The 18025-nt window shown below is 56.0% G+C and carries 13 protein-coding genes; 1 reads left to right on the top strand and 12 read right to left on the bottom strand.

The genetic code is table 11. The annotated features are described in order from the left end of the window. Positions 1–42: 42 nt before the first annotated feature. Positions 43–1302: a transcription termination factor Rho gene (rho, locus tag Q3Y66_RS02440; RefSeq protein ID WP_008959860.1), complete on the bottom strand. Its 1260-nt coding sequence runs from the start codon at positions 1300–1302 to the stop codon at positions 43–45. A gap of 549 nt (positions 1303–1851) precedes the next feature. Here rho and ppx point away from each other — a divergent pair. After that, the gene (gene ppx, locus Q3Y66_RS02435) at positions 1852–3405 is read left to right on the top strand and encodes an exopolyphosphatase (protein WP_008959861.1); all 1554 of its coding nucleotides are present in this window, start codon (positions 1852–1854) and stop codon (positions 3403–3405) included. Here the strand turns inward: ppx and tilS are convergent. The 11 genes from tilS to rseP form a co-directional block, all read right to left on the bottom strand. Continuing rightward, entirely contained in the window at positions 3368–4708 is a 1341-nt protein-coding gene (gene tilS, locus Q3Y66_RS02430; RefSeq protein ID WP_008959862.1) for a tRNA lysidine(34) synthetase TilS, read from the bottom strand. The genes ppx and tilS overlap by 38 nt on opposite strands. After that, positions 4689–5645 (bottom strand): acetyl-CoA carboxylase carboxyl transferase subunit alpha, encoded by a 957-nt coding sequence (gene accA / locus Q3Y66_RS02425; protein ID WP_008959863.1) that lies wholly within the window; start codon positions 5643–5645, stop codon positions 4689–4691. The genes tilS and accA overlap by 20 nt, the downstream gene beginning before the upstream one ends. A gap of 118 nt (positions 5646–5763) precedes the next feature. Then, on the bottom strand, positions 5764–9270 hold the full coding sequence (dnaE, locus tag Q3Y66_RS02420) for a DNA polymerase III subunit alpha (RefSeq protein ID WP_008959864.1): 3507 nt from the start codon (positions 9268–9270) through the stop codon (positions 5764–5766). 38 nt (positions 9271–9308) lie between these two features. Further along, a complete protein-coding gene (rnhB, locus tag Q3Y66_RS02415; protein WP_008959865.1) occupies positions 9309–9941 on the bottom strand; it encodes a ribonuclease HII in 633 nt (210 codons plus the stop codon). Beyond that, positions 9931–11103: a lipid-A-disaccharide synthase gene (gene lpxB / locus Q3Y66_RS02410; RefSeq protein ID WP_035587468.1), complete on the bottom strand. Its 1173-nt coding sequence runs from the start codon at positions 11101–11103 to the stop codon at positions 9931–9933. The genes rnhB and lpxB overlap by 11 nt, the downstream gene beginning before the upstream one ends. Before the next feature lie 31 nt (positions 11104–11134). Beyond that, a complete protein-coding gene (gene lpxA, locus Q3Y66_RS02405; RefSeq protein ID WP_008959867.1) occupies positions 11135–11902 on the bottom strand; it encodes an acyl-ACP--UDP-N-acetylglucosamine O-acyltransferase in 768 nt (255 codons plus the stop codon). Next, on the bottom strand, positions 11899–12342 hold the full coding sequence (fabZ, locus tag Q3Y66_RS02400) for a 3-hydroxyacyl-ACP dehydratase FabZ (RefSeq protein ID WP_008959868.1): 444 nt from the start codon (positions 12340–12342) through the stop codon (positions 11899–11901). Before fabZ ends, lpxA begins: the two co-directional genes overlap by 4 nt. A 159-nt stretch (positions 12343–12501) precedes the next feature. Beyond that, complete coding sequence (lpxD, locus tag Q3Y66_RS02395) at positions 12502–13536, bottom strand: UDP-3-O-(3-hydroxymyristoyl)glucosamine N-acyltransferase (RefSeq protein WP_008959869.1); 1035 nt, start codon at positions 13534–13536, stop codon at positions 12502–12504. Between the two features lie 53 nt (positions 13537–13589). Beyond that, entirely contained in the window at positions 13590–14090 is a 501-nt protein-coding gene (locus Q3Y66_RS02390) for an OmpH family outer membrane protein (protein ID WP_008959870.1), read from the bottom strand. Positions 14091–14196: 106 nt separating this feature from the next. Then, positions 14197–16548, bottom strand: coding sequence for an outer membrane protein assembly factor BamA (bamA, locus tag Q3Y66_RS02385; protein ID WP_368411720.1), 2352 nt, complete (start codon positions 16546–16548; stop codon positions 14197–14199). Between the two features lie 100 nt (positions 16549–16648). Beyond that, positions 16649–18007: an RIP metalloprotease RseP gene (rseP, locus tag Q3Y66_RS02380; protein ID WP_008959872.1), complete on the bottom strand. Its 1359-nt coding sequence runs from the start codon at positions 18005–18007 to the stop codon at positions 16649–16651. Between the last annotated feature and the right edge of the window lie 18 nt (positions 18008–18025).

Genomic DNA, 18025 nt, shown 5'->3' with positions numbered 1-18025 from the left:
TGGCGAATGCGCCGCGTTAGCGGCGCTCTTTTGGACTACAAGCTAGCGGCGCTTCATCGCTTCAAAGAACTCAAGATTGGTCTTGGTATCTTTCAGACGGTCAATCAGGAATTCAGTCGCGGCGGTGTCTTCCATCGGGTTGAGCAGCTTGCGCAGAATCCACATGCGCTGCATTTCTTCCTCGGATGCCAACAGGTCTTCACGACGGGTGCCGCTGCGGCGGATGTTGATCGCCGGGAATACGCGACGCTCGGCCAGTTTGCGGTCCAGGTGGGCTTCCATGTTACCGGTACCCTTGAACTCTTCGAAGATGACTTCGTCCATCTTGGAGCCGGTGTCGACCAGCGCCGTGGCGATAATCGTTAGGCTGCCGCCCTCTTCAATGTTACGCGCCGCACCAAAGAAGCGTTTCGGCTTCTCAAGCGCATGGGCATCGACACCACCAGTAAGTACTTTGCCGGAGCTGGGTACCACGGTGTTGTAGGCACGCGCTAGACGAGTAATCGAGTCGAGCAGGATGACCACGTCTTTCTTGTGCTCAACCAAGCGCTTGGCTTTCTCAATGACCATTTCGGCCACTTGCACGTGACGCGCGGGCGGCTCATCAAAGGTCGACGCCACCACTTCGCCACGCACGGTGCGCGACATTTCGGTCACTTCCTCTGGGCGCTCATCGATCAGCAGTACGATCAGATGACACTCTGGGTTGTTGCGCGTGATGGAGGTCGCAATGTTTTGCAACATCAGCGTTTTACCCGCCTTGGGCGGCGATACCAGCAAACCACGTTGGCCTTTACCAATCGGCGCGGTTAAATCAATGATCCGAGCGGTAAGGTCTTCCGTGGAGCCGTTACCGATCTCCATACGCATACGATCGTCTGGGAACAGGGGCGTCAAGTTCTCAAACAGGATCTTGTGTTTGGCATTCTCCGGACGGTCAAAGTTGATTTGACTGACCTTCAGCAGGGCGAAATAACGTTCACCCTCCTTCGGCGGACGGATTTTGCCGGAAATGGAGTCACCCTTGCGCAGATTGAAGCGGCGGATCTGCGAAGGCGATATGTAGATATCGTCGGGACCGGCGAGATAGGAGCTGTCAGCGCTACGCAGGAAGCCAAAGCCATCCTGAAGAATTTCCAGCACACCGTCGCCGTAAATATCCTCGCCACTTTTGGCGTGTTTCTTGAGGATGGCGAAAATGATGTCCTGCTTGCGCGAACGGGCCAAGTTATCAATACCCATTTCACGGGCGATATCGAGGAGCTCGGGAACGGTTTTTTGCTTGAGTTCAGTGAGATTCATCGGTGTGTTAGAAAGTTGCTCATGGAAGCTGGGCGCCAGGCGCCGGGAGTAAGACAGGAGGCGTGAAAGTGACGCCGTGTGATGCGTTCAGACCCCGGTAAAGGCACGCGCTCGAAGATGAAAGGAACGGCGTTGGACTTAATTAACAACGCTGCTGCTAGTTGTTATTAAGACTCAACTCGAGGGTGCTAACACTTGTCTACTCTGGTTCACACAGGAAGAGTGGTTGAACCAGTGGGCTATCTGACGACTTGGAATTCTGGCTGACGCTAACGGGATAAACAATGAATAACGTCTGGGGCGACCAAGGTGCCGTACTTGAACGACGCATGCAAGATGATTTATCTAAACTGTTTATTTAAGCCGTCTATCTAAACGGTCTATCCAAACTATCTTAACAACGACGTACTTTTGGACACACTAACTAACCAGGTCAGATCAAGCCAGTAGGTCGATGGTAGTCAAGCCCCGCGACAAACGCAAGTCTTTGCAATTGACAATAGATAAAGGTCACCGCAACCTTGGCACAGCCAACACGAAGGAAAGCTCATGCCCAAGGACATTTCGCTCCCCATTGCCGCCTCTAACGCCGAGGCAGACAGCGGTGCGCCGCAGCGTTTCGCCGCCATCGACCTGGGCTCTAACAGCTTTCACCTACTGGTGGCCAACTACCAGCATGAACGCCTCCAGGTGGTGGCCCGCTTGGGTGAAAAAGTGCAGCTCGCCGCAGGCTTAGACGATGACGGGATGCTGAGCGAGGCCGCTATGCAGCGCGCGCTAGACTGCTTAGGCCGCTTCGCGCCCTTTTTAAGCGATATTACCAACGCCAATTTGCGTATCGTGGGCACTAACGCGTTACGCGATGCGCATAATAGCCAAGCATTTATCGAACGCGCTGAGGCCCAATTAGGTCACGCCATCGAAATTATTGCTGGGCGCGAAGAGGCTCGGCTGATTTATTTGGGCGCCGCCCACGCTCTGGCCGAAAGTGGCCGTCGATTAATCGTCGACATTGGCGGCGGCTCGACCGAATTTATCATTGGCGAGGCGTTTGAACCCAAGGCGCTAGAAAGCCTACGCATGGGCTGCGTCACTTTTTCCCGACGCTTCTTCCCCGACGGTGAGTTGAACGAAAAGCGCATGCGCCGCGCCGAACTGGCGGCCCTTTCGGAGCTTGCCAATATTCAGCGCCCCTACCAGCGCCTGGGCTGGGATGACCCGGTCGGCTCCAGCGGCACGATCAAGGCCGCCGCCAGCGTGCTTTATGCCTACGGCGATACGCCCCACGAGGGTGTCATTACCCGCGGCGGCTTAAAGAAGCTGCGCGAGCGTCTGCTCAAGTGCAAACAGCTGGAAAAAGTCGAGCTAGAGGGCCTCAAAGCCGACCGCGCCAAGGTTTTCCCGGCGGGGATTGCCATTCTCGGGGCCATTTTTGAAGCCTTCGATTTAACTCAGATGCGCTTCGCCGACGGCGCTCTGCGTGAAGGCGTGCTCTACGATATGGCTGGGCGTAATACTGCAGAAGACTCGCGCTCGAAAAGCTTGGAGTCGCTGCAGCGCACCTACGATGTCGATACTCGCCAGGGGCTTAATGTCGCCGACACCGCTGAGCGCTTATTTCATCAAATACGCCATGCGTGGTCGCTCAACCCCGATCAAGCGCGCTATTTGCAGTGGGCTAGCCATGTGCATGAAATCGGCTTGGCGATTTCCCACAGCCAGTTCCATCGCCACGGCGCATATCTGCTGGAGCACTCCGATCTCGCCGGCTTCTCCCGCCCTGAACAGCGTCGGCTGGCGTTTTTAGTGCGCGCTCATCGACGCAAATTTCCGCTTAAAGAGTGGCAGGCTTTGCCCGACGCGCAACAGGGAGTGACGCAGAAGCTCGCCCGGCTGCTACGTTTAGCCGTACTGCTCAACCATTCGCGCCCTGAAACCGCTCCCTCGCTGCCGGAGATAAGCGCTGACAGCGATAGCCTGACAATTACGCTGCCTGCCAGTGATGAACCCACCCTGCTGAGTACCGACTTGGAGCAGGAGCAGGCATTTATGGAAGCCGCCGGTTTCAAGCTTTTGATACAGCAGGGAAAGTCTGACGGATGAAGCGCGCCCCCTCGGCTTGCCATAGCAGCTTGCCAGGGGGGGCAATTACTCCGATACACGCTGATGCCTGCATGATCACCACCAACCGTTCGCGCTCCCAGGGCGGTACCTCTGCCTCCTGAAGAAGCCGCTTTACATCGCGCCTACCCCGCGCTAGTAGTTGAATGACCTCGCCTCCCTGTCGCCAAGTGACCCTAAGCGGTTGAGACGACGGCTGGGAGGACGCTGGTAACGAAGATACTTGCCAGCCCAGCGGACCGATGGGCGTTCCCAGGGGCGCTTGACCATCCCAATTAGCCTCCCACGCCGGTAGCGGCTCAAGAGGTGCCATCAGATAGAGCCGCTGACGCCACAGGCGCGCTTGAGCGCCCTGCCACTCGACGCATACCTTGGCATCCACCTTCGCTGTTAATTGATCCAGCAGGTTCTCTAGGCGCTTTTGCGGTGGCGTCGGCAACCCTTGCTGCTGGCAGAGCGTACGCACCAACAGCCGCTGACGGGGGCGCGAACGCGCGCGTAGCGCTGCGGCTTTCAAGTATTGGTTATCGACGCATTGGTCATCAATGGTAAGTAACGCTTGCAGCTCTTGCTGGGCATACTCACTCAGCAAGTTGTCGGCTTCGCTGGCATGTTGGGCGCTACTCGCCAAGGCCTCATCTGCCTCTGGCCAACGTTCGCGAAGCGTCGGCAGCACCCGGTGGCGCAGGCGGTTGCGATCAAGGCTGATATCGCTGTTGGTAGGGTCTTCGCACCAGCAGAGATCAAGTGACTGCGCGGCTTTCTCAAGCGCGGCCCGCCCTACCGTAAGCCACGGGCGCAGCAGCGTAATATCGTGGGCATCACGCCGATAGGGCATACCCGCCAGGCCGCGTACGCCACTGCCGCGCAGGGCAGCAAGCAGGAAGGTTTCCGCCTGATCGTCCTGATGCTGGGCGAGCCAAAGCGTGTCACCGGCGGGAAGAGTGGCGAAGAAAGCCTCATAACGAGCGTTGCGCGCCGCCCCTTCAATGCCCTCGCCTTGGGTATCCACTGCCACCTCGGCGACTGTGAGGGGAACGTTGGCACGCTCACAAAGCCCCCGACAGTGAGCTTCAAATGTCGATGCTGCCGCTTGCAGGCCATGATTGACATGAATGGCTCGCAGGGGACGTTCTGCTTGTTCACAGACCTGTGCGGCTAACGCGAGCAGCAGACAAGAGTCCAAACCGCCCGAGAGTGCCACCCAAATAGAGCGCCCCGACGGGGTTTCAGCCAGGGCGTCGTTGAGCAAGCCTTGCAGTAAATTATGCGGCTGGGGCGCCATAGCTCATTAACCGCTTATAGCGGCGCTCTAGCAGCGCATCGGTATCCATCGCCTGCAAACGCTCCAGGCTCGCGGTGAGCGCTTCCTTGACGCGCTCGGCGGTAGAGAGAGGATGGCGATGAGAGCCGCCTAACGGCTCTTTGATCAGCGAATCGACAAAACCCAGCTCCTTCAAGCGCTCGGCAGTGATCCCCATGGCCTGAGCGGCATCAGAAGCCTTGGTGGCACTCTTCCAGAGAATCGAGGCGCAGCCTTCCGGTGAGATCACCGAGTAGGTGGAGTACTGCAGCATTTGCAGCTCATCGCATACGCCAATGGCCAGCGCGCCGCCGGAGCCACCTTCGCCCACCACGGTCGAGATAATCGGCGTTTTCAGTCGCGACATAACAGCCAGATTGTAGGCAATAGCCTCGGACTGGCCGCGCTCTTCGGCGTCGATGCCGGGATAGGCGCCGGGGGTATCGATAAAGGTCAGGACCGGCATTTTGAAGCGCTCGGCCATTTCCATCAGGCGGCACGCTTTGCGATAGCCTTCCGGGCGGGGCATACCGAAGTTGCGGCGAACTTTCTCTTTTACATCGCGACCTTTTTGGTGGCCGATGACCATCACCGGCGAGTCGTTCAACCGCGCAATGCCACCCACTAGCGCGGCATCATCGGCAAAATTGCGATCACCGTGCAATTCGTCGAAATCGGTAAAGACGTGTTCGAGATAGTCCAGCGTATAGGGGCGCTGGGGGTGCCGGGATAGTTGCGAAACCTGCCAGGGAGTCAAATCCTTGAAGATCGATTCCGTCAGCTTACGGCTTTTCTCTTCCAGCCGAGAGATCTCGTCAGAAAGGTTTACTTGGCTATCAGAGCTGACCAAACGCAGCTCTTCAATTTTTGCCTGAAGTTCGGCAATGGGCTGTTCAAAATCGAGATAATTAGGATTCATCGGCTCTGCCTGGTCAAAATAAGCATGCATATGTGTGTAGAGAGTATAAAGAGCATTATCGCACCCTGACCCTGCTGCGCAAGGTGGGTGCTCGCCCGATTACCCGTTGGCGATACTTTTAACGATAACGTAGCTGCACGCCCGCTTGGCCCTGTACATCCCGCAGCGCCAGTAGTAAATCGTCGCTCGGCGCGACTTTCCACTCATCGGCAAGTTCCAGCCAAGCGACCGCTGCCGGGTGGCGATACTGCAGCCGTACCGGTAAGCCTTCCTGATCGCGATACGGCGTCAGGCTATCGCGCAGGGTTTCAATTAAGCGGCCATTGATCTCCCCGGCTTCCAGGGCCAGCTCTACCGCCTGCCCGTAGCGAATGCGCGCCGTCACCATTGGTGTAACGTCTTTACCGCGCAAACGCAGACCACCGGAGAATTCATCACTGGAGACCTCGCCCTCAACGATCAACACTTGATCGGCCTCAATCTGACCGCGCAACTGCTCAAAAAGCTCCCCAAACAGCGAGGCTTCAATACGCCCGGTGCGGTCGTCCAGGGTAATGAACGCCATGGTGTCGCCACGCTTGGACTTCATGGTACGCACGCCGACCACCAGCCCTGCCACCCGTTGGGGGTCGCGGGAGGGTTTCAGGTCGCTGATTCGCGTAGACACAAAGCGCTTCAATTCCCGTTCGTACTCGTCAATCGGGTGGCCCGTGAGGTAGAGCCCCAGAGTATCTTTCTCCCCTGAGAGACGCTCGCGATCGGTCCACTCTCGGGCGTTGATATATTCGGCGTAAACGTTGCTATCACTGTCGTCGGCTTCAACGAAGGCGTCGCCGAACATATCCAGCATACCCAGGTTTTGATTGGTATGGTTCTGGGCGGCGGCTTTCAGCGCATCTTCCATGGCAGCGAATAGCACCGCGCGATTAGGGCCGATGGTATCCAGCGCGCCGGAGCGAATCAGTGCTTCCAGGGTGCGCTTATTCATCCGTTTGGGGTCCATGCGACGACAGAAGTCGAAGATATCCTTAAACGGGCCGTCTGCCTCACGGGCTTCGACAATGGCGCCAATCGGTCCTTCGCCCACGCCACGAATCGCGCCCAGGCCGTAAACCACACGAGCATCGGTATCGACGGTGAATTTATAGCCACCGACGTTAACGTTCGGTGGGGTCACAGTGAGCTTGAGGTTACGACACTCCTCAATCAGCGGTACCACTTTATCCAGGTTGTCCATCTCTGTGGACATTACCGCGGCCATGAAAGGCCCAGGATAGTGGGCCTTTAGCCACGCAGTTTGGTAGGAAACCAAGGCGTAGGCAGCCGAGTGCGACTTGTTAAAGCCGTAACCGGCGAATTTCTCTACTAGGTCAAAGATGTTACCGGCAAGATCTTTATCAATGCCGTTGGCGGCACAACCCTCCATAAAGCCGTCACGCTGCTTGGCCATCTCTTCAGGCTTTTTCTTACCCATGGCCCGGCGTAGCATATCGGCCTGACCGAGGCTGTAGCCTGCCATTACCTGAGCGATCTGCATGACCTGCTCTTGGTAGAGGATAATGCCGTAGGTAGGCGCCAACACTGGCTTCAACAGCTCGTGCTGGTAATCCGGGTGGGGATAAGAGACTTCGGCTCGGCCGTGCTTACGATTGATAAAGTCATCAACCATGCCCGACTGCAGCGGGCCGGGGCGGAACAATGCTACTAGAGCGATCATGTCGTCCAGCGAGTCGGGCAGCAGGCGCTTGATCAGCTCCTTCATGCCGCGGGATTCAAGTTGGAAGACCGCCGTGGTTTCGGCGCGTTTGAGCATCTCAAAGGTCGGCGCGTCGTCCAGCGGAATGCTCTCGATCTTGAGCGGCCCCTGGCCATTAACGCTGCGCACCTTATCGACCATCTCCAGCGCCCAGTCGATAATCGTCAGCGTACGTAAGCCCAGGAAGTCAAACTTAACCAGCCCCGCCTCTTCGATATCGTTTTTATCGAATTGCACCACCAGCCCTGAGCCATCTTCGTCGCATAACAGCGGCGAGAAGTCCGTCAGTTTGGTAGGCGCGATAACCACGCCCCCGGCGTGCTTACCGGTACCCCGGGTGGTGCCCTCCAGCTTGAGGGCCATCTCCCAAATTTCTTCGGCCTCTTCGTCGTTGCCGATAAACTCTTTAAGCGCGGGCTCCTGCTCAATAGCTTTGGCCAGGGTCATGCCCACTTCAAAGGGAATCAGCTTGGAGAGCTTATCCCCCAGCGAGTAGGGGCGCCCCTGAGCACGGGCAACATCACGGACCACGGCCTTGGCGGCCATGGTGCCAAACGTCACGATCTGGGACACCGCGTTACGTCCGTAGCGCTCGGCCACGTACTCGATTACCTTGTCGCGTTTCTCCATACAGAAATCGACGTCAAAGTCGGGCATGGAGACACGCTCAGGGTTCAAAAAGCGCTCAAACAGCAAATCGTAGCCAATCGGATCCAGATCGGTGATCTTTTGCGCGTAGGCCACCAACGAACCAGCACCCGAGCCACGTCCCGGCCCCACCGGTACGCTGTTATCCTTGGCCCACTGGATAAAGTCCATCACGATCAGGAAGTAGCCAGGAAAGCCCATCTGGATAATAACGTTGAGCTCAAACTCCAGCCGATCGCGGTAGCGCTGGTCGATCGCTTTATACTCATCGCTGTCGCGGGGATAGCGCTCAGCGGGAAACAGAAAATCGAGGCGATCCGTCAGCCCATCGTGGGAGACCTTGCGGAAGAACTCATCCTGGGTCATGCCCTCAGGAATTTCGAACTCGGGCAGGAAAATCTCGCCCAGACGCACGTTGACGCTACAGCGCTCGGCAATCATGACACTGTTTTCTAGCGCTTCAGGGATATCGGCAAACAGGGCCGCCATCTCTTCCGGACTTTTCAGGTACTGCTCTTCGGTGTAACGGCGCTCACGGCGTGGGTCATCCAGCGCTTTACCTTCGCCGATGGCGACGCGGGTTTCGTGGGCCCAGTAATCGTCGCGCTCTAAAAAGCGAACGTCGTTGGTCGCCACCACCGGTGTGCCTGTCTCAATGGCCAGCTTGACGCTGGCGTGAACGCAGGCCTCTTCCAATGGGCGCCCAGTGCGCACTAGCTCTAAATAAAAACGTTCGGGAAACGCAGCCTGCCACTCTTCGAGCAGCTGACGCGCTTCAGGCTCATGATCAGAGAGCAGGTGTCGGCCAATCTCACCCTCCCGCGCACCGGAAAGCGCTATCAGCCCTTCGCTCTGCTCTAACACCCACTGTTTATCGAGAATGGCCCGCCCCTGGCGCTGGCCACGGGTCCAGCCTTTAGAGATCAGCTCGGTAAGGTTGCGATAGCCAACGTCATTCATGGCCAGCAGCGTTAGCCGATAGGGGTGCGATTCGTCGTGGGGGTTTTGCAGCCATAAATCGCTGCCGATGATCGGCTTCAACCCCGCCCCCTGGGCTGCTTTGTAGAACTTAACCAAACCAAACAGGTTAGTTTCATCCGTCAGCGCCAGCGCTGGCATCGACCGCTCAGCAGTAGTGCTGACCAGCGATTTGAGTTTAACCAAGCCGTCGACCAGGGAGTATTCACTGTGCAAACGTAAATGAACGAACGGGACCGTCATGAGACTCTCAGAAATACGCTAGATGAAGAAGAAATACGTTAAAGCAGCGCCAACTGACGCTGCACCGGCGCAAAGCTACGACGATGTTCGGCCAGTGCCCCGTGAGCTGCAAGCGCCGTCAGGTGCTCTTTGGTCGGGTAGCCTTTATGGCGCGCAAAACCATACTCAGGATAGCACTCATCCAAGGCAACCATTTGGGCATCCCGGGCAACCTTGGCCAGAATCGAAGCGGCGGCGATGGCCGCGTGGCGCGCATCGCCCTTCACCACGGCCTGCCCAGGCAGCAGATGGCCAGGTAATTTATTGCCATCGACAAGTAGATATTCCGCCGCCGGTGCCAGTGCATCAATGGCTCGACGCATAGCCAAGTGGGTGGCGTGGTAAATATTCAGCTCATCCACTTCGGCAGCGCTGGCTTCTGCCACGGCAAAGGCTAACGCTCGCTCGCGAATCTGACTGTCCAGCGCTTCACGCTTGCGCGCAGTGAGCTTTTTGGAGTCGCTGAGACCTTCAATCGGTTTAGCGGGGTCAAGAATCACCGCGGCCGCGACCACACTGCCTATTAGCGGGCCACGCCCTACTTCATCCACACCCGCTAACATCTCACCGCTATAGGCAATATCAAGCGTCGGAAAATCCTTGTGTTCAAGCAACCAGTGTTCAATGGTCATCAACAGACTCCAGAGGCTGGCCCGCGGCCAACAGGCTGATCGCCTCAGCGGCACGGCGACTGGCGTTGCGCTGGAGGGTGGCGTGCATCTCGGCAAAGCGCGCTTCCAATGCATGGCGGCCTGCCCCATCTGACAGCATGGCACTGAGCTGGTCGGCAATCGCTTCGGGTGAAGCGGCCTCTTGAATCAGTTCGGGCACCAGCGTTTCCTGGGCAATCAAATTGGGTAGCGACACCCACTGGGTTTTCACCATTCGTTTAGCCAGCCAGTGGGTGGCTGGGGCCATTTTGTAGGCCACCAGCATGCTGCGGTGACACAGCATGGCTTCCAACGCGGCGGTACCCGAGGCCAGCAGCACGATATCGCTGGCTACCATCGCTTCGCGGGCCTGACCATCTAGCAACGCAGTGCGCTCCATCAGCAGCGGATACTTAGTCAGCAGTTCGCTGATTTCCCGGCGACGATCAGAGGTGGCCGCAGGAATCACCACTTGCAGCGTGGGGTGGCGCTGGCAGAGCTGTTCGGCAGCGTTAAGAAAGGTATCGCCCAAAAAGCGAATTTCATTGGCCCGAGAGCCTGGCAACAGCGCCAACACCTGGCTATCAGGCGCCAGCTCCAGCGCTTGACGGGTGGCAACACGGTCATTTTCCAGCGGCATTTCGTCGGCCAGAGGGTGACCCACAAAGGCGACGGGGACACGGTGTTCGCGATAGAAGGCGGCTTCAAAAGGCAGCAGTGTCAGCATGCCGTCTACCGACTTGGCAATACCTTTTACCCGCCCCTGTCGCCACGCCCACACGGAAGGGCTCACGTAGTGGGCGGTGGTAATGCCCGCTTCACGAAGCTGGCGCTCCAGGCCCAAATTGAAATCAGGCGCATCGATACCTAGCATAATATCTGGCTGCCAGGCCAACGCTTCGGCTTTCAGGATGCGACGCACGCGGATCAGTTCTGGGAGGTGCTTGAGCACTTCCACCAGCCCCATTACCGCGAGGGTCTCTAAAGGAAAGCGGCTCTCCATGCCCTCTGCCTGCATGCGCGGCCCACCAATACCGCGGAACTCGACATCTGGATGGCGTGCTTTGAGTTCACGCATCAGCCCAGCGCCAAGAATATCGCCGGAGAGCTCTCCGGCCACGAGGTAAACGCGGTGCAGGGTCATCATTGCAAGATCACAGACGGTTTAGCATGGGTTAGCGGGTAATGCCGCGGGTCGAACGCTCAATAGAGGCGGCAAAATGCTCGACTTCAGGCAGTTCAAAGCGGCTGCGCATTTCAATAAGCGCCTGCTCTGTCGTCAGCCCCTGACGATAGACCATTTTATAGGCGGCGGTTAATGCACTAATCGCTTCGCGGCTAAAGCCACGCCGTTTCAAGCCCACCAGATTGAGGCCACGTGCTTCGGCAGGATTGCCATTAATCATAATGTACGCGGGCGTGTCTTTGGTGATGATCGAACCGCCACCGGCCATGGCATGATCGCCAAAGTGACAGAACTGGTGCACTGCCGCCAAACCACCCAAAATGACATGATCGCCAACAGTGACATGCCCCGCCAAGGTGACCTGATTGGCTAAAATGCAGTCGTTACCGATCACGCAGTCATGCCCGACATGCACGTAGGCCATCAACAAATTGCGCGAACCAATAGTAGTTTCGCTGCGATCCTGAACGGTACCACGATGGATCGTGGCGCCTTCACGAATCACATTATCATCGCCCATGACTAACCGCGTCGGCTCGCCTGCGTATTTCTTGTCCTGGCAGTCTTCGCCTACCGAGGCAAACTGAAAAATACGCGTACGCTCGCCTAACGTGGCGGGGCCTTTCACCACCACATGCGGGCCAATCACCGAGCCAGCGCCGATAGTGACGTCTGGCCCGATGATGCTAAAAGGGCCTACCTCAACATCGTCAGCAAGACGCGCCGTCGGGTCGACCAGTGCAGTAGGATGTATCAAGCCACCTTCCTCTCGGCACAAATAATTTCTGCTTCGCAGGCCAGTTCGCCATCCACCGTGGCACGGCATGCAAATTTCCAGATACCCCGTTTGCCTTTGATCACATCGGCTTCTAACGTGAGTTTGTCACCCGGCATGACAGGACGCTTAAAGCGCACGTTATCACTGCCTACCAGATAATAAACGTAACCATCAGCAGGCAGTTTATTAACCGTTTTAAAACCGAGAATGCCACATACCTGAGCAAGGGCTTCGAGCACTAATACACCGGGCATAATCGGGTGATGGGGGAAATGGCCGTTGAAGAACGGTTCATTAATGCTGACGTTTTTGTACGCAACGATGGATTCGCCGGTGGTTAATTGCGTTACTCGATCCACCAACAAAAAGGGGTAACGGTGGGGCAAGTACTCGCGAATTTCATTAATATCCATAACCATCGTAGCGACCTCTAAAATTACAAAAAACCTGGAACTCATGAAGAGAGTCAGGTAAACACCAGCACGCCTGCTGGTTAAAAGGTTGAGGATTATACCCCGCCGCTAACCAGTCTCAAGCCAGCAGCGGATAAATCATTCAGCGACCACTCATCACATAGACTAATCACGCTGCTTTTTTTCCAGCCTCGCTAGGCGTTTAGCAATGTCATCAAGCTGTTTAAAACGCACTGCATTTTTTCGCCACTGGGTATTGGCCATGGCGCCGGTACCGGAAGAGTAAACCCCTGGCTCATGGATTGAATTCGTGACCAAACTCATCCCTGTCACCTGCACCCCATCGCAGATAGTCAGATGGCCCGATAAACCGACGCCACCCCCGAGCATACAGTGCTTACCAACCTTGGTAGAGCCCGCAATACCTACACAGCCCGCTAGAGCGCTGTGGTCGCCTATGATGACGTTATGAGCAATTTGTACCTGACTATCAATTTTGACGTCATCGCCAATCACCGTATCACCCAGCGCGCCGCGATCAATGCTGGAACAACTGCCTACTTCAACGTCATCACCCAGCACGACGCCGCCCAGCTGGGCAATCTTATGCCAGCCTGCGCCGTCGTGGGCAAAACCGAACCCATCACCGCCAATCACACAGCCGCTTTGCAAGATTCCCCGCTTGCCAATCACTACGCCATGACAGAGGGTGACGTTGGCGTGTAGCCGCGTTCCCTCGCCGATAATGCTGTCGGCGCCTACCACGCTGCCAGCCCCGATCACCACGCGATCACCCAGTACCACACCTGCTTCAATCACAGCATGGGCTTGAATGGAGACATAGGCACCTAACTGAGCGTCTTCCGCCACTACTGCCGTGGGATGTATCCCCATAATGTCGCGAGCGGGCAAGGGATCAAACAGCTGCGATAGTTTGGCGTAGCCTAAATAAGGGTTATCAATCTCAAGGCGAGGCACAGGGCAGTACTTGCCATGCTCAGGGTGCAGAAGCACCGCCGCCGCTTTCGTCGTCGCCAAATCTTTCAAATAGGCGCGATTGGCTAGAAAGGCCACTTGGTCCGGCTGGGCCTCTTTTAGCGTCGCCAAGCCACGTATCGGCTGCTGGGCATTACCGCTAACGGCGATGCCCAATTGGCGCGCAATGTCTGCGAGGGTAAGGTGATGAGAAGCGTGCGTCATGGGAGCCCAGAGAAGCGTTGGTGTGGCTAGGCCACATCAATTATCGTTTAAAATTAGTTCAAGGTATCAAAAATCTGGGTGACTTCGTTGGTCACGTTAGGTAGGTCAACCCCTGAGTGCAGTACGCCCTGAGGCTCGACCAGCACATCAATACCGTGGCGCTCGAGCACCTGGGCAACCGCCTGCTCCAGCTTCGCCTCAGCACCCTCTAAAAACTGTTGTTCAGAGCTCTGCTGGGCCTGCATCACTTCCTGACGAAGCTGTTCAAAGCGGCTGCCTTTTTGCTGCAGTTCGGCAATCAATGATTCTCGCTGGGACTGCGCCATGGTTTCGCCTTCGTTCTGAAGGCGCTGCTGGAGTTGCTGGAGCTCATTACCCAGGTTCTGCGCTTCACGCTGCTGATTACCGATTTGCCCTTCAAGACTGCTCAGTGACGCTTGTGCAGACTGAGTATTCATCAGCGCCGCGCGCCAGTCCAATACGGCGACTTCCGCAGCGTGGGCAGGCAAAATCATAGCGCCCAACAGGCATACAACCGCTGTCAGCTTACGCATTGTGTTAACTCCTTAGGTCACGCTAGCGCGCACCACCATGGCACGCGGTCTAGCAATTTTAGAACGACTGCCCTTTTGAACAATTGCTTCTTAGAACAACCATCCCTTAGAACGTTTGGCCCAGTGAGAACTGGAAGAACTGAGTATCGTCTCCACTCTCATCGTTCAATGGCTCGGCGACGCTAAAAGTCAACGGGCCTACCGGCGTCAGCCATGAGAGGCCAATACCAGCGCTGTAGCGTAAATCACCAAGATCAACGCCGGAGTTACACTGCTGACGGCCAGCATCTTCTGCAAGCACGTCGTAGCACGAACTCAGGAACGTGTTACCGCCATCCAAGAACAGCGATGTTTGCAGCGCACGCTGGTCTTCAACAAAGGGCATCGGGAAAATGATCTCAGCGCTGCCTTCAATTGAAACATTACCGCCCAAAGTACGATCGCGACCGCCTTCAGTTGCAGGCGTGGTGGGTTGACCCAGGGTATTCGACGTAAAGCCACGCACTGAGCCAAGACCACCCGCGTAGAAGTTTTCATAGAACGGATAAGGATCGTTACCACCCAGCGTATCGGCATAGCCGACATTACCGGTAAATTTGAACGCCCAGGTCTCGTCATTGTTAATCGGGAAAAGCTGCTGAGCCCGCGCGCGCAGCTTGTAATACTCAGCATCGCTACCGGGGACACCTGTTTCTACCGACAGACGCTGATAGCTACCATCCGTCGGCATAATGCCGCGGTTGAGGTTGTTACGAGTCCAACTGGCGGTCAGCTTGAGACTCTGCGCATCCTCGCCTTGGTCTTCTACATAACGGCGAATTTCCGAGGCCGTGTCGAAGTAGGTTTTCACCGACAGGTCTTCAACGCTGGCACCGAAGTTAAGCCGCGACAGCTCGCTAACGGGGTAACCGAAGTTGATACCGGCCCCATAAGCATCCGTCGAGAAGGTCGAAATATCCGAATCGGCATAGTCGGTTTCGCGGTAGAACACATTATAACCGCGAGAAATCCCGTCCAGCGTCCAGTAAGGATTGGTAAAACCAAAGTTAACGCTGGTAAAGGTATCACTGCGCTGCGCGCCCACGTTTACACGGTTACCCGTGCCCAGGAAGTTATTCTGCGATAGGCCTACACCGTAAATAACGCCGGCACTTTGTGAGAAACCAACGCTGGCAGAAACCGAGCCTGAAGGCTGCTCTTCAACGTTATAGGTGACGTCGAGCAAATCAGGTTCGCCTGGCACAGGCTGCGTATCTACTTCTACCTGGCTAAAGAAGCCCAGCCGCTCAAGCCGCTGACGCGATTGGGTAATGGCTTCGGTGGAAGCCGGCGCGCCTTCCAACTGAGTCATCTCACGGCGCAGCACTTCGTCTTGAGTCGTGGTGTTGCCGAAGAATTCGATACGACGCACGTAGGCACGCTCGCCAGGGTTGACGGCAATGACCAGATCAACCGTTTCACCATCATCTGACATTTCAGGCACGCCCTGAATATCAGCAAAGGCGAAACCTTCCGCACCTAAACGCTGGCGTAGCGCTTCAGTAGACGTATTGACATCGCCGCGGGAAAAAATCTCACCCTCTTCAACAGTCAGCAGTTGGCGGGCTTCATTTTCGCTGATCTGTAGATCACCGGCGAAACGAATATTTCCAACGCGGTACTGAGTGCCTTCATCGACGTTCAAGGTAATAAAGATTTCAGATTTTTCCGGGCCAATTGACACTTGAGACGACGTCACATCAAAGTTGACGTAGCCACGGTCTAAATAGAACGAACGTAGTCGTTCTATATCACCGGATAGCGCTTCACGGGAGTACTCATCGCTTGAGAACCAGCCGAAAATACGTCCTGGCCGATCATTTAGCTCGAACACCTCACGCAGCGTTTCATCGTCAAAAGCTTCATTACCCACGATATTGATTTGACGAATCTTGGCCACTTCCCCTTCATTGATATTGATATTGACCTGAACACGGCCTTCATCAACCTCTTCAACTTCAGTATCAATACTGGCGCTATAACGACCCTGAGACTGGTAGACGCCTTCCAGTTCACGCTGAATCTCTTCAAGCGTAGAGAGCTCCAGTACTTGGCCTTCCGAGAGTCCCGACTCACGCAAGCCATTACGCAAATCTTCTTCGGCTATCTGATCGTTGCCGCTAATCTCCAGTCGTGCAATGGTCGGACGCTCGACGACTTGAATGACCAGCACGTCCCCCTCTCGGGCCAGGGAGACATCGTCAAAGAGCCCGGTGGCAAACAAGTCACGGGCAGCGGCAGCTAACTCTGCTTCGCTGACACGCTCATTGGCGCTTACCGGAAATGCATTGAAGACCGAGGCGGCGGATACCCGCTGCAGTCCTTCCACTCGAATGTCTGAAACATCAAAGGATTGTGCTTGGGCGCCGCTGGCGCCTGCCAGCAAGAGTGCCGCCATTCCAAGGGTCTTGATTTTCATGCAGTCAATTCGCTCGCGTTGGTCTGCCGTTCATTCCAGAAAGGCACCATATACATTTGTGCAGGCAGATGACAAGGCATCCTGCGCGCTACACGCGTCATTACCACAGGCGCATCAGATCAAAATAGAGGGCCATCAACATCAGGGAGCCGACCATGGCAAGCCCAATGCGCAATCCTACCGCTTGGGTTTTTTCAGATACTGGCCGTCCACGTACGATCTCCATAAAATAATAAAGCAAGTGGCCACCATCGAGCACCGGGATAGGCAATAAGTTAAGCACCCCAAGGCTGATAGAAAGATACGCTAGAAAACCGATAAACGCTTCCATCCCAGCACGAGCCGAATCGCCAGAGATCTGAGCAATGGTGATGGGCCCCGAGAGATTGGAAGGTGAAATAAGCCCCACCAACATCTTTCGAATGGCGTCAACGGTGAGTAACGTCATCTCACCAGTACGTGATAACGCTTGGCCTACCGCTTCGATAGGACCATAGCGAATCTCACGCTGAAACGCTGCTGGCCACTCGACTTGCTGAGCACCGGCACCGATATACCCAATTTCGACCCCAGTATCCAGGCTGTTACGCCCTGGGATTAAATCAACAGTTGCCCGTTCGCCGTCGCGCTCGTAGGTGAGCTCCAGCGTTTCGCTTGGATTACCACGCACAATATTAACAAAGTGTATCCAATCATCTACTGGCTCGCCGTTAATGGCGACCATTGTGTCGCCCGCCATGAGGCCGGCTTGTTCCGCTGCCTCACCACTGACCACTTGACCTAAAACTGCCGGAAACTCCGGCTGCCAAGGGGTAATACCCAGCGTTTGCAGCGGCTGTGGTGGATCTTGGCGAACCAAAAAATCGGTAACAGGTAATTCAAAGCGCTGTACGTCAGTGGCACCTTCAGAACGTGCGTCGATATACAGCTCACCACTGAAGCCAATAATAGACACTAGCTTCAGATTCACATCTTCCCAAGAGCGCATTTCGTCGCCCTGAATGGCGATAATCTCATCGCCATTGGCAAGCCCGGCCTCGGCGGCTGGTGAGTCAGGCACGATGCTGCCGACCATCGGCGAGACCACGGTGGTTCCCGCGACAAACAGCACCCAGTAGGCAACAATCGCCAGCAAGAAATTAGCGATCGGCCCCGCGGCCACAATAGCAATGCGCTGCCAGACTGTCTTGCGATTAAATGCCTGATCGAGCTGATCTTCGGGTACCGGCGCCTCACGCTCATCGAGCATTTTGACATAGCCGCCAAGCGGAATCGCGGCTATCGCATATTCCGTGCCTTGATGGTCAACACGTGACCATAGTGGCTTGCCAAAGCCTACCGAAAAACGCAGCACTTTGACGCCACAACGCCTTGCCACCCAAAAGTGGCCAAACTCGTGAAAGGTTACCAATAGGCCCAGCACTACAATGACCGCTAAAATATTCTGTATCAGGCCCACACTACACTCCTAAACGTC

Origin of the sequence: Halomonas sp. HAL1, assembly GCF_030544485.1 — a bacterium.
Taxonomy (GTDB): domain Bacteria; phylum Pseudomonadota; class Gammaproteobacteria; order Pseudomonadales; family Halomonadaceae; genus Vreelandella; species Vreelandella arctica.
The sequence above is the reverse complement of the archived record's forward strand: the minus strand, read 5'-3'. Positions and strand labels throughout refer to the sequence as shown.